This is a genomic window from Thermodesulfatator indicus DSM 15286 (genome assembly GCF_000217795.1).
GTDB lineage: Bacteria > Desulfobacterota > Thermodesulfobacteria > Thermodesulfobacteriales > Thermodesulfatatoraceae > Thermodesulfatator > Thermodesulfatator indicus.
On sequence record NC_015681.1, the window covers coordinates 2,283,492 to 2,295,331 of the forward strand.

Annotated in this window: 11 protein-coding genes and 2 tRNA genes; 3 read left to right on the top strand and 10 right to left on the bottom strand. The window is 43.1% G+C overall.

What is annotated here, in order from left to right; all coding sequences use genetic code 11:
• Positions 1 to 25: 25 nt before the first annotated feature.
• The 9 genes from glnD to THEIN_RS11250 all read right to left on the bottom strand — a co-directional run bounded on the left by glnD (position 26) and on the right by THEIN_RS11250 (position 7,583).
• The gene (gene glnD / locus THEIN_RS11210) at positions 26 to 2,494 is read right to left on the bottom strand and encodes a [protein-PII] uridylyltransferase (protein WP_013908781.1); all 2,469 of its coding nucleotides are present in this window, start codon (positions 2,492 to 2,494) and stop codon (positions 26 to 28) included.
• Complete coding sequence (locus THEIN_RS11215; protein ID WP_013908782.1) at positions 2,495 to 2,833, bottom strand: P-II family nitrogen regulator; 339 nt, start codon at positions 2,831 to 2,833, stop codon at positions 2,495 to 2,497.
• A gap of 177 nt (positions 2,834 to 3,010) precedes the next feature.
• Positions 3,011 to 3,397: a YkgJ family cysteine cluster protein gene (locus tag THEIN_RS11220; RefSeq protein WP_013908783.1), complete on the bottom strand. Its 387-nt coding sequence runs from the start codon at positions 3,395 to 3,397 to the stop codon at positions 3,011 to 3,013.
• Positions 3,378 to 4,058, bottom strand: a complete 681-nt coding sequence (queC, locus tag THEIN_RS11225; protein ID WP_013908784.1) for a 7-cyano-7-deazaguanine synthase QueC — start codon at positions 4,056 to 4,058, stop codon at positions 3,378 to 3,380. Before queC ends, THEIN_RS11220 begins: the two co-directional genes overlap by 20 nt.
• Positions 4,058 to 5,314 (bottom strand): adenosylhomocysteinase, encoded by a 1,257-nt coding sequence (gene ahcY / locus THEIN_RS11230; RefSeq protein ID WP_013908785.1) that lies wholly within the window; start codon positions 5,312 to 5,314, stop codon positions 4,058 to 4,060. The genes queC and ahcY overlap by 1 nt, the downstream gene beginning before the upstream one ends.
• Positions 5,315 to 5,326: 12 nt before the next feature.
• A complete protein-coding gene (gene metK, locus THEIN_RS11235; protein WP_013908786.1) occupies positions 5,327 to 6,484 on the bottom strand; it encodes a methionine adenosyltransferase in 1,158 nt (385 codons plus the stop codon).
• Positions 6,485 to 6,499: 15 nt separating this feature from the next.
• On the bottom strand, positions 6,500 to 7,387 hold the full coding sequence (locus tag THEIN_RS12110; protein WP_013908787.1) for an MBL fold metallo-hydrolase: 888 nt from the start codon (positions 7,385 to 7,387) through the stop codon (positions 6,500 to 6,502).
• 18 nt (positions 7,388 to 7,405) lie between these two features.
• Positions 7,406 to 7,483 (bottom strand) — tRNA-Glu (locus THEIN_RS11245).
• Positions 7,484 to 7,507: 24 nt separating this feature from the next.
• A tRNA-Lys gene (locus THEIN_RS11250) sits at positions 7,508 to 7,583 on the bottom strand.
• Between the two features lie 661 nt (positions 7,584 to 8,244).
• Here THEIN_RS11250 and THEIN_RS11255 point away from each other — a divergent pair.
• The 3 genes from THEIN_RS11255 (at position 8,245) to rsmA (ending at position 11,135) form a co-directional block, all read left to right on the top strand.
• Complete coding sequence (locus tag THEIN_RS11255; protein WP_013908788.1) at positions 8,245 to 9,192, top strand: hypothetical protein; 948 nt, start codon at positions 8,245 to 8,247, stop codon at positions 9,190 to 9,192.
• A 100-nt stretch (positions 9,193 to 9,292) separates the two neighbouring features.
• Positions 9,293 to 10,309, top strand: a complete 1,017-nt coding sequence (tsaD, locus tag THEIN_RS11260) for a tRNA (adenosine(37)-N6)-threonylcarbamoyltransferase complex transferase subunit TsaD (protein WP_013908789.1) — start codon at positions 9,293 to 9,295, stop codon at positions 10,307 to 10,309.
• Positions 10,275 to 11,135, top strand: coding sequence for a 16S rRNA (adenine(1518)-N(6)/adenine(1519)-N(6))-dimethyltransferase RsmA (gene rsmA, locus THEIN_RS11265; RefSeq protein WP_013908790.1), 861 nt, complete (start codon positions 10,275 to 10,277; stop codon positions 11,133 to 11,135). The genes tsaD and rsmA overlap by 35 nt, the downstream gene beginning before the upstream one ends.
• On the opposite strand, the gene THEIN_RS11270 is transcribed toward rsmA, so the two are convergent.
• Positions 11,122 to 11,832, bottom strand: coding sequence for a type 1 glutamine amidotransferase (locus THEIN_RS11270; RefSeq protein ID WP_013908791.1), 711 nt, complete (start codon positions 11,830 to 11,832; stop codon positions 11,122 to 11,124). The genes rsmA and THEIN_RS11270 overlap by 14 nt on opposite strands.
• Between the last annotated feature and the right edge of the window lie 8 nt (positions 11,833 to 11,840).

Genomic DNA, 11,840 nt, shown 5'->3' on the forward strand with positions numbered 1-11,840 from the left:
ATTTAGTTTTTTTATCTAAGTTAGCTTATTGGAAAAATTCTTTTAGTTTATTTCTTAAATATTTTTCAAGAGACTTTGTTTCTTCATCACTTAATTTTTCTCCCTCTGGCGTTCTCACGTAAAAAACATCTGAGACAAGATCTTCTTTATTAGAAATAAAAGCCCGTTCTATATTTAATGGCCAGATAGAAATGGCTTTAGCTAAATAATATAAAAGCCCCCTTTTATCAGGAGCATATACTTCAATTATGGTAAAAAAGTCTGAATGAACATTATTAATTGAGACCTGAAAATTTGCTGCTTTAGAAGGCTTTTTTATAGAAGAAAAAAGAGGTCTTGTCTCTTTTAATCTAGTTTCTAAGTCTAAATTTTGTAAGATTACGTCTTTAAAAGTCTTTTCTAACTCGTCCTTAATTATCTCTCCACAGGGTGAATGCACCTCAAAGATATCTAACACGGTATCATCTTCGAGGGTAAAAATGCGGGCTAACCGTACATCTAAATGATGCAAAGTAAAAATACCTGTCAGGCGCACAAAAAGCTCAGGCCTATCTTTGGTGATGACTAAAATTTTGAAAAGGTCTTTTCGCTTGGAAATATCCAGTAAAAAAGGGAGAGATTTTTCTTTAAAAGTTTTCAGTTTATTAATTTCTGGCTTAAGTTCTTCAAGGGGAGCATACAAGAGATAACAGGAAGGAAGAATATCCACCAAAGAACCAAATTCTTTTTTTAAGGTCTTTTCTTTAGCCTCAAGTTCTGAAATAGCTTGTTTTTCTGCTAAAAAACCTTCAGTAAAAATTTTAGCTGTTTTTAGATAAAGTTCATCAATCAAGGCGGCTTTCCAGGAATTCCAGGCATTGGGGCCAGTAGCGCGAGAATCAGCTATAGTTAAATAATACAGTCTAGTTAAATGACCCAAATCTTTCATCTTTTTGGCGAAATCAACAATAACTTTCTCTTCGGTTAGGTCTCTTCTAAAAGCAGTCTCTACCATCGAAAGATGATCTCTAACCAAACGGGATACATTTTGAGCTTCCTCTTTAGAAAAGCCAAATTTCATCGCTATCTCGTAAGCCATCTCTGCTCCGACCTCTTCGTGCCTTCCAGGTAGTCCTTTAGCAATATCATGCAATAATCCTGCCAAAAAAAGGACTTCTTCGTTTTCCACTCTATCCCAATAAATAGACCGTTCCTTCCGTAAACGGCTTAGTTCTTGAACTGTTAACAATAAATGTTCGTCTAAGGGATGAACATGATAGACATCAAACTGGGTAAGCCCTAAAACCCTTTGGAACTCTGGCAAAATGAGAGAAAGGAAACCTGTTTCCCGCATACTTTTTAATGCTAAATAGGCATGAGGTTTAACTAACAATTTTGTAAAAAAACTGCCCTCTATATTGACAATATTGAAAGTTTTAGAAGATATAAGATTCTCTTTCAAAAAGAGGCGGGTAAGATGGTGTAATTTAAGCCCTGTTTCTGCTTGAAGCATAAAGAGTTTAAGTACATAGGGCCAATCCCAAAGGGCCCTTTCGCGATAAGTAAGATAAAGACGACCAGAAATAACTTCAAAGCCTCCTTCTAATTTTTTTCTTTCGTCAGGAAGAAGGCCGAGGGTGAGTTCTACATGGTCCAAAACGGCTTCGACTATTTCGTGTATCTGACCCATAGCGCGGTAAATGTTGGTCATAAACTTGCTAATGGCCCCTTCGGCTTCGTAGCCAAAGCCCATTTTTACCGCTATAACGGGCTGATATTCGAAATAAAGGCGGTCCTCATGGCGCTTGGCTTGAAAGTGTAATTCCTCTCTTACCGCTAAAAGAAATTGATAAGCAGCCTTGAGTTGTAACTTTTCTTTGGTTGAGATGAGACCAGCCCTTTCAATATCTCTCAAGGTTTCTAAGCCAAAGAGAATGCGTGCAGTCCACAGAAGTAGATGATAATCCCTTAATCCTCCCAGTCCTTCTTTTATATTGGGTTGCAACAAAAAAGAATCTTCCTGGTAAATTTCCAGTCTTTTTTGACGGGTTTCTTTAAGGACCTGGAAAAATTCTTTGCGTTTTCCAGAAATTAAATTGGTTTCGAATAATTCTTTAAATTTTTTAAAAAGTTTTCTTGAGCCAGAAACTAGGCGAGCATCAAGTAAAGCCGTCAAAAGAGAAAAGTCTTTTCGCGCGTCACCTAAAACCTCTTCAAGGGAACAAACACGATAACCAACTTCAAATTTTTTATCCCAAAGGCTATAAAGAACCTTTTCCACTAGGTCGCTAAGTTCTTCTTCAGAAAGCTCTCCGTGTAAAAAGAGCAGATCCACATCTGAATAAGGGCAGAGCTCCTTGCGGCCGTAACCGCCAACCGCCAAAATGGCTACCGGCCTTTTTCTGAAAGCAGGAGGAAAAAGGCTTTTAATTAGCTTATCAACTCGCTTAGCCCGGTTTGTAACCGATGACCTGGCCGCAAGGAGGGGAGCCGTACTTTTGATTGCCCGAGGCACTTAAACAGCCTCCTTACCCCGTTCACCTGTTCTTATGCGAATGGCATCTTCTACTGGAATTATAAAAATCTTTCCGTCTCCAATCTTCCCTGTCCTGGCGCTGTTGATGATGGTTTCTACCACCTTTTCTACTAGTTCGTCCTCTAACACCAGCTCGATTTTTACTTTTGGTAAGAAGTCAACTATATACTCAGCACCACGATAAATCTCCCGGTGACCCTTCTGGCGACCAAAACCTTTAACCTCACTAACCGTCATTCCTTTAACACCTATCTCGGCCAACGCTTCCTTTACCTCTTCTAGCTTAAAAGGCTTGATAATAGCTTCGATTTTTTTCATCACAGAGCCTCCTTTTATTTTTAGCAATGTAGTTTTATTCCAAATTATGTGCCAAAATTAACAAGTTGTTTAGTAATAAACTATATTTAAGCGAAGTAAATAAAACCGGGCTTTAAAAGCAATTTTTGAAAAGGGAAAACTTTACAAAATTGTGGAAGGAGCTGAAAAAATTAACAATTAAGTAAACTCGTGCTTTTTTACCAGGGTTTTAATTTCTTCCCAAGTTGCTTCTTTGGCAAAGCCTGGACAGCTTGCCCGTATAATTTCAAAGCTGTCTTTGTCTTTAAGAATACTTGGATGAAGAGGCCACTGACGACACCGAAAGGGTTTTACCGGATGGATTTGGCAAAGTTTATTTTTTTCATCATAGAAAATACAATGTCCATTTACGATTTTCATCTCTATATGAGAGCCTTTGTTAACAGTGTAATGTTCTAAAAACCTAGAAATACTCAGACCCAAAAAAGCGGCTATACTTTTTTGTTCATCAGAGGAAAGAGAAACAGTGCTTTCGCCCTGACAGCAAAAACCACAACGTTTACACTCAAAGAGTTTCTTCGACATAGGGAATAGGGTCTTTAAGACCAGCCTCTTTAAAGCCTTTGAGGCGTAAAAGACAAGATTCACAACGTCCACAAGCTTTATCTTCTCTTTGATAACAAGACCAGGTTAGATGCAGCGGAGCACCGAGCTCTTTCCCCAGTTTTACAATTTCGGCCTTGGACAAATTAATTAAAGGCGTTTCTATGCGGATATCTGTCTCTGGGCGAGTGCCTTCTTTGATCACCTGATTGAAGGCTTCAAAAAAAGAAGCCCGACAATCTGGGTAACCTGAAAAATCAACCTGGCTGGCCCCTATAAAAATGCGCCTGGCCCCAATAACTTCACCCCAGGAAACCGCTATAGCCAGAAAATGGGCGTTTCTGAAAGGCACATAAGTTATAGGGATACCCTGAGAAGAAACACTTCCTTCAGGTACAGCCAGGTTTTCGTCGGTAAGAGCTGAACCACCAATATCTTTTAAGGCGGGAACAGACGTTACCAGCCGATATTTAACCTGATAGAAATCTGCTATTTCGTTAAAAGCACGAAGCTCCCTAGCCTCGGTACGCTGGCCGTAATTAACGTGTAAAAAAGCAAGCTCATGTTCTCTAGCCGCACAAGCGGCGGCCACGCAGCTATCAAGGCCGCCGCTAAGCAGGCAAATGGCTATAGGCTTGGTCATTACGTTCCCATCTCCCATGATGAAAGATATTTTTCCTGCTCAGGGGTGAGCTTGTCAATCTTGATACCCATGGCGTGAAGCTTCATCTCCGCCACGGACCGATCTATGTGTTCAGGCACTTTATAGACATCATTTTTAAGTTCTTTACCATGTTTTACAAGATACTCAGCACAGAGGGCTTGGTTGGCAAAACTCATATCCATAACCGCTGAAGGATGCCCTTCAGCCGCAGCCAGATTCACCAGGCGCCCTTCAGCCAATATGTAAACTTTTTTTCTGTTTACTAACGTATATTCATCTACGTTTTCTCGCACCCGCCGCACTTCCCTGCTAACTTCTTTTAAACCATCAAGGTCAAGCTCTACATTAAAGTGTCCTGAATTCGACACAATAGCTCCATCTTTCATCTTTAAGAAGTGTTCTTTTCGAATAACGTTAATATCTCCAGTAAGCGTGCAGAAAAAGTCCCCTATTTCGGCCGCTTCATCCATGGGCATAACATCATAGCCATCCATGACAGCTTCAATAGCTTTCAGAGGGTCAACTTCGGTTACTACTACGCGAGCCCCTAATCCTTTAGCTCTCATGGCTACACCCTTGCCACACCAGCCATAACCAGCCACCACAAAGATAGAACCGGCTAAAAGGCGATTAGTGGCCCGCAAAATGCCATCAATGGTGGATTGGCCAGTACCGTAACGGTTGTCAAAAAGATGCTTGGTTAGGGCATCATTTACGGCAATTACCGGATATTTTAGGGCCCCCTCTTTGGCCATGGCGCGTAAGCGAATAACCCCTGTGGTGGTCTCCTCAGTACCGCCAATTACATTTTCTATTTTTTCGGGATACTCAGCATGAAGCGTAGATATTAAATCCGCCCCATCGTCCATGGTAATATGCGGGTTCATATCAAGCACAGCTTTAATGTGTTGGTAGTAAGTGTCTCTGTCTTCGCCACGGATGGCAAAAACCGGGATCTCATAATGTTTAACCAGAGCAGCAGCTACGTCGTCCTGAGTAGAAAGGGGGTTTGAGGCACAAAGGGCCACTTCCGCTCCACCGGCTTTAAGCACATCCATTAGATTAGCTGTCTCGGTAGTCACGTGGAGGCAGGCTCCAAGCCTGATCCCTTTGAGAGGCTTTTCTCTTTCAAAACGCTCTTTTATCTGTTTTAAGACTGGCATTTCCCGGCCAGCCCATTCAATTCTTAGCTTTCCTTTGTCCGCGAGGTCAAGATCCTTCACGTGATAATTCATTCTCAAGCCTCCTTATAGCCCTGCTAGCTCTTTTATTTTTTCCACCATATCAAGACGTTCCCAAGTAAATTCAGGCTCAGGACGCCCAAAATGACCGTAAGCCGCTGTCTTACGAAAAATAGGCCGGCGCATATCAAGGTATTCAATCATGTGGCGTGGCCTAAAATCAAAAAGCTCCTTGATAATCTCTACAATTCGTTCCACAGGGATATTGTTAGTCCCATAGGTATTAACATTGATGGCCAAAGGTTCAGGAACACCGATAGCATAAGCCACTTGCACCTCAAGTTCTCTGGCCACACCTGCAGCTACCATATTTTTGGCCACATAACGGGCGTAATAAGAAGGTGTGCGATCAACCTTGGTTGGGTCCTTGCCTGAAAAAGCGCCACCCCCGTGATGCCCCCGGCCACCGTAAGTATCAACAATTATCTTTCGCCCGGTCATACCGCAGTCAGCCAGAGGACCTCCAATAACAAAACGGCCGGTGGTATTTACGAGAAACTTTGTTTCGTCAGTGAGAAATTCCGGGGCAATAACCTTTTTGATGACTTCTTCAATAATAGCTTCGCGCAGTTCTTTGTATTCCACCCAGGGCTCATGCTGGGCCGCCACTACCACAGTGTGTATGGTTTTAGGACGGCGGTCTTCATAAGCCACTGTTACCTGGGTCTTCCCGTCAGGGCGCAGGAAGGGAAGAACTCCTTTCTTTCTCACTTCGGCAAGCCGCATGGCCAAGCGATGGGCGTACCAGATGGGCATAGGCATGTAATCAGGGGTTTCGTCACAGGCGTAACCAAACATAAGCCCCTGGTCCCCGGCGCCTATTTCTTCACCTCTTTCAACGCCCATGGCAATATCTGGACTCTGGCGGTCAACACTGGTAAGAACAGCGCAGGTCTGCCAGTCAAAACCAAGGTCTGAGTGGTTATAGCCGATCTCTTTGACTACACCACGAGCAATTTTGGCGTAATCTACTCTGGCCTCAGTAGTTATCTCACCGGCGATGAGAATCATGCCGGTGTTGACCATAGTTTCACACGCCACACGGGCATAAGGATCCCTTTCAATAATGGCGTCCAAAATGGCGTCTGAGATCTGGTCAGCCACTTTGTCAGGGTGGCCTTCGGTTACTGACTCAGAAGTAAAAAGAAAATTAGACATGCTCATAGAGACTTCCTCCCTTTAACTGGTTTCAAAGTTTAAAATTTTATTTTTAAGCGTTTTATAGCGATGTTTTCGTTCGGCTTCAAGAAGTAAAACCGGTTTATTCATAAATTTTGCCCCACATATTACTTTTGTTCCTGTACATTTCCCTGCATCATAAATCTCTTTGGCCCAGTCCTTCCAGTTAAGGTCTCGCACAAGATGGTGGTCCATTATCAAATGTGTGGGCCGCAGATCTCTTACCAAGGAAATCAGGTTTTGACGAGCTAATTTACACTCTTGAAGGCCAAACCGTGGACCAAGATAAGTAGCCGGACCGTCAATAAAGAGAACCTCAGGTGATGTCTTATAAAAAAAGGAAAGGGCCTCTTTTTGGACAGGCCCAGAAACATCTGAAGAATGTAGAAAACTTCCTGTTGGCGATTTTATATAAACAGCCACCACCGCCCCAAAACGTTTATCAGGGCCATGGTTAAGTGGACCTGAGATAGCTACTTTCGTAGTTCCAAGCCATAGTTCTTTTTCTTCAGCTACTTCAAAAAAGCAACCTGCTGAAGAAAGCCTTTTAATAAATTCTTTGGCCCTTTTCGCCTGATTACGATTAATGTTTTTCTCAGGATCTTTTATTAACAAACGTTTACCTTTAAATAAGCCTGCCCACTCAGGGTCATAGTGGTCATAATGGTAATGAGTGATGATTATAACATCGGCCTCTTTTATTTTTTCTTTAATTTCGGCCTTAATGGTATGAAGTCTTTCCCATTCCAGTTTGTCAGGAGGAAGTCCGTATCTTTTAGGACCAAGGGCTGCACCGGGATCAATCAGAATAGAGACATCTTGAGTGCGCACCAAAGTGGCCATTGACCTTACACCGAGGCTTTCTGAAGCTAGAATCTGGATGGTCATAGTTAAGGAAGGAAAATTTGGCGTCCCCGAGGGGATTTGAACCCCTGTTGCCGGCGTGAAAGGCCGGTGTCCTGGACCTGGCTAGACGACGGGGACACCGTATTTAATTTTAAAAATCACTGGTGGGTCGGGCAGGACTCGAACCTGCGACTCTCGGCTTAAAAGGCCGATACTCTACCAACTGAGTTACCGACCCATCCAGCGCAGGTTAAAATAACGACAAACAATATCCCTGTCAACCCCCTTTTTATCACTTGGCCAAATTCAACCAGGACGAATAAATTTTTGCCTGTCCCTAGTTTTTCTGCATATATGCCTAGGCGTTAAAGCGTTTATGGGTTTCAGGATATAAGGAGAGGTATGTTCGGGTTTGTCTCCCTAGGAAATAGCCATTTTCAAAAATCTAGATTCTCGCTTAAACGGGAATTTAGATTAAAACCTTGAAGAAAAAAACAGAACGTATTATCGAAATAAACAAAGAGTTTGAAAAACTAAGATGAGACCTTTGCAAATGCTATATTTAGAGACTGCTTCGCTTCGCTCACAGTGACAAGCGGGAAAGGACTCGCAGTGACTAAATGGTAGATGGCCGGTGGTAGATGGCCGATGCTGGAAGGGACTGCTTCGCCTATCCAGAGCGCCAGCGAAGGGATCTCACTACGGCTCCTCGCAGTGACAAATAGTAAGGGATCGCAGTGGCTACGGGGCAGTCATTGCGAGGCACGCCCCTCTATCTCGTCTTGCGAGCCATCTTGCGAGCCACGAAGTGACGAAGCAATCTCGCGGGGCACCTGGCGCCATGGCTATCTACTCTCAGTTTTTCGAATTTTGTAAAGGTCTCTAGGATTTATCTGCTTATGTCGTTTGTTCGCTTTTACGGAATATTTGCATGTCTTTTGCTGATAATTAGTGAAGTATTGCTTTTTAGTGGCAACCAATTTGTAGGTGTTTGGTTCTATGCCTTTGCCTGGTGGCCTTATATCTTTTTTGTGGACTGGCTGATTAAAAGAAAAACCGGAAGTTCCCTGATTATTGATCGTACTCGTGAATTTCTAGCCTTAATTCCCTGGTCTGTCTTTATTTGGCTAATTTTTGAATGGTTTAACCTTTATTTAAAAAACTGGCATTATATAAACATTATTCCTGAAATTTCCTGGCGCTGGTTGGGTTATTTCATCTGCTACGGCACAGTTTTGCCTGGACTTTTTGAAACCTATGAACTTATTCTCGCCTATGGACTAATAAAAAAAGGAAAAGTTCCGCCCTTAAAAGACGCAAGGTTAGCTTATCCCTGGTTCATGCTTTTGGGTATCCTTTTCCTGATATTGCCCGTAGCCTACCCACTTTACTTTTTTCCTCTAGTTTGGGGAAGTTTTATTTTCTTGCTTGAACCTATAAATCATGCTTTAGGAGCACCCTCTCTTTTACGAGAGTGGGAAAAAGGGTCCTTTCAAAAATTTTACTCTTTACTGCTTTCGGGTCTAATTTGTGGTTTTCTCTGGGAATTCTGGAACTTTTGGGCCGTAAGCAAGTGGGTTTATACCGTACCATTTGTAGGAGAAGTGAAGCTTTTTGAGATGCCTGTTTTAGGATTTCTCGGATTTCTACCTTTTACCGTTGAATGTTATGTTATGATGAACTTCATAAATATTTTTCGTGGGGGAAAAACCTGGGAACAAAACGCCCCACAGCCAGAAATTTCTTTCAAAGTGCCTTTTTTGATATGGCTTATCATCCATCTAGCTTTTTACAGCTTTATCTTTCATCAGATTGACCTTCATACAGTAAAGACTTTTTTACCTTAAAAAGCTTGATTTGTCTAGAAATACTCTTAAATGAAGATAAGGCCTAGCTCCTCCATTATTATTTGTCATGTAAAAAACTTGGATTAATATCAAAGGTCTAATGAAAATACTGGCTATTGAAACTTCATGTGACGAAACAGCCTGTGCCATTTTAAAAGACGGCGAAAAGATTCTTACCAATCTGGTGGCCTCGCAGGAAGAACTCCATCGCCGCTACGGTGGTATTGTTCCTGAACTTGCCTCGCGTAAACATATGGAAGTCATTCTACCCCTCACGCAAGAGGCCCTGGAAAGGGCCAATCTTGGCCTTGAAGAAATAGACGCCGTTTGTGTAACAAACGGCCCGGGGCTAATTGGTTCTCTGGTGATAGGGGTCTCTTTTGCCAAGGCCCTGGCTTATGGTCGAAAAATCCCGCTAATAGCCTGTGACCACATAAACGCCCACATACTGGCCGTATTTCTTGAAAAAGAAAAACCGCCTTTTCCTTTTGTGGCCCTGGTGGTTTCAGGAGGGCACACGGCCCTTTTCTGGGTTAAGGACTATCTTGAGTTTTATCTTCTTGGGCAAACACGAGACGACGCTGCGGGTGAGGCCTTTGACAAAGTAGCCAAGCTTCTAGGCCTCGGATATCCTGGCGGGCGTATCATAAGCCGCCTGGCTGAAGAAGGAAACCCTGACCTAATTCCCCTGCCCCGCCCCATGCTTGATAAGCCAGGTTTTGACTTCAGTTTTTCAGGGCTTAAGACCGCCGTAGTAAATTACGTAAATGACTTAAAACTTAAGGGTTTAAGCGTTCCTATACATGACCTCTGTGCCGCCTTTGAAAAGGCTGTGGTAGAAGTGCTTAAAGAAAAGGCCGTAGCGGCTCTTTTAGCTACCAATTGCCAGCATTTAGTGCTTGCCGGCGGAGTAGCCGCCAACAAACGCTTGCGGGAGACCCTCAAACACGAAGCCCAGAAAAGGAATTTTAAACTTTACCTGCCAAGCCCTGAGTTTTGCACGGATAACGCGGCTATGATAGCAGTTTGTGGTTATCATAAATACTTACGGGGAGAATTTGCCTCCCTTGACCTTGACGTCTATGCCCGAGCCAACTTTAAAAAACTCTCCCTCTAAAATCCCCTTGGCCAGAGAGCTTTTAAGGCGCTACGAACTAAAGGCCAAAAAAAGCCTGGGGCAAAATTTCCTGGCTGACCCTAAAATAGCCGAAAAAATTGTCTCCCTGAGCGAATTGCCTTCGGGGAAAACTGTAGTTGAACTGGGCGTTGGCCTTGGCACCCTTACCTACGCTCTCGCAAAAGTAGCCAAAAGGGTAATAGGCTTTGAGCTTGACCAAAATCTTATAGAAATCCTTGAAAAAGAACGATTTCTACCGCCAAATGTGGAAATAAGACACGGCGATATTTTAAAACTTGACTATCAGGCTCTAGCCGAAGAGATAGGCGAAAAACTTATTATTTTTGGCAACCTGCCGTACTATCTTTCCAGCCGCCTCTTGTGGAATCTGATTCAGGAAAGAAAAGATATTGACTTCTGTGTTTTCATGTTCCAGAAAGAAGTGGCTGAAAGGCTTATGGCCAGGCCAGGCACCAAGGACTACGGCCCGCTGAGCGTCCTTCTGGCTCTAACCGCCAAAGTGAAAAAACTAATGGAACTTTCGCCAGGGTGCTTTTACCCCCCTCCCGAAGTGCGTTCAAGCCTTATAAAAATCAAATTTATAAATAATTCTCTGCCCAATGAAAAAGAATTGCTTAAAGTCCTTAAAGCCTCTTTTGCAAGCCGTCGCAAAAAACTCGTGACTAATTTAAAGGCCCTTGGTTTGAGCAAAGAAGAAGCCCGAAACCTGTTAGAAGAAATAAATGTTTCTTCAAACGCCAGGGCCGAAGAATTATCACCTGAAAAATTCCTGGCCCTGGCGGAGAAGCTATCTAGAGACGAATAAAACGGTCTAAAAGCTTAAAAAGCAACTCGTGGCAAAATTCATAAAGTTCTGGCTGGCCTTTTATGGTGTCAGGGTCCTGGACATAAGGTCCCCCGGGTTCGAGGTCTTCGGCACTATTTTCTAAAAGTCCAGCTACTAGATCAGGGGTTACTTCCAGATGAAACTGTAAGGCCAAAATGCGATCTTCGTAAAGAAAGGCCTGATTTTCACAGGCCTCAGAGCGGGCCAAGTGAATGGCTTCTGGCGGTAGAGAAAAAGTCTCTCCATGCCAGTGAAAAACTTCAAGAGAATGCGGCCAATCCCTAAAAAGCCTGAGCCCCTTTGCTTCCGGAGTAAGCTCTACTGGAAACCAGCCAATCTCCTTGTAGTGATTGGGATAAACTTCAGCCCCTAAGGCCTCGGCCAGGAGTTGGGCTCCCAAGCAAATGCCAAGAATTTTTATTCTTTCTTCATCTTCACCAATAATGTTGCGTAAAAAGGCTTTCTCTTCTGAGAGCCATTGAAATTGGTCTTCATCGTGCACACTCATGGGCCCGCCCATGAGAACCAGGAAGTCAAAATCAAGGGCCGAAGGGAAAGGTTCATCTAAGAAAACTTTAGTGTGAGTTATTTCAAAACTCCGACTATGGGCCCAATCAAGGATTACCCCTGGCGTTTCAAAAGGTACGTGTTGTATGTAATGAAGACGTTTTTTCATTTCTTCTC

Coding starts and splice junctions, on each gene's coding strand:
- THEIN_RS11215 (WP_013908782.1), bottom strand. CDS start 2,833: ATGAAAAAAATCGAAGCTATTATCAAGCCTTTTAAGCTAGAAGAGGTA.
- THEIN_RS11220 (WP_013908783.1), bottom strand. CDS start 3,397: ATGTCGAAGAAACTCTTTGAGTGTAAACGTTGTGGTTTTTGCTGTCAG.
- queC (WP_013908784.1), bottom strand. CDS start 4,058: ATGACCAAGCCTATAGCCATTTGCCTGCTTAGCGGCGGCCTTGATAGC.
- ahcY (WP_013908785.1), bottom strand. CDS start 5,314: ATGAATTATCACGTGAAGGATCTTGACCTCGCGGACAAAGGAAAGCTA.
- metK (WP_013908786.1), bottom strand. CDS start 6,484: ATGAGCATGTCTAATTTTCTTTTTACTTCTGAGTCAGTAACCGAAGGC.
- THEIN_RS12110 (WP_013908787.1), bottom strand. CDS start 7,387: ATGACCATCCAGATTCTAGCTTCAGAAAGCCTCGGTGTAAGGTCAATG.
- THEIN_RS11255 (WP_013908788.1), top strand. CDS start 8,245: ATGTCGTTTGTTCGCTTTTACGGAATATTTGCATGTCTTTTGCTGATA.
- tsaD (WP_013908789.1), top strand. CDS start 9,293: ATGAAAATACTGGCTATTGAAACTTCATGTGACGAAACAGCCTGTGCC.
- rsmA (WP_013908790.1), top strand. CDS start 10,275: ATGCCCGAGCCAACTTTAAAAAACTCTCCCTCTAAAATCCCCTTGGCC.
- THEIN_RS11270 (WP_013908791.1), bottom strand. CDS start 11,832: ATGAAAAAACGTCTTCATTACATACAACACGTACCTTTTGAAACGCCA.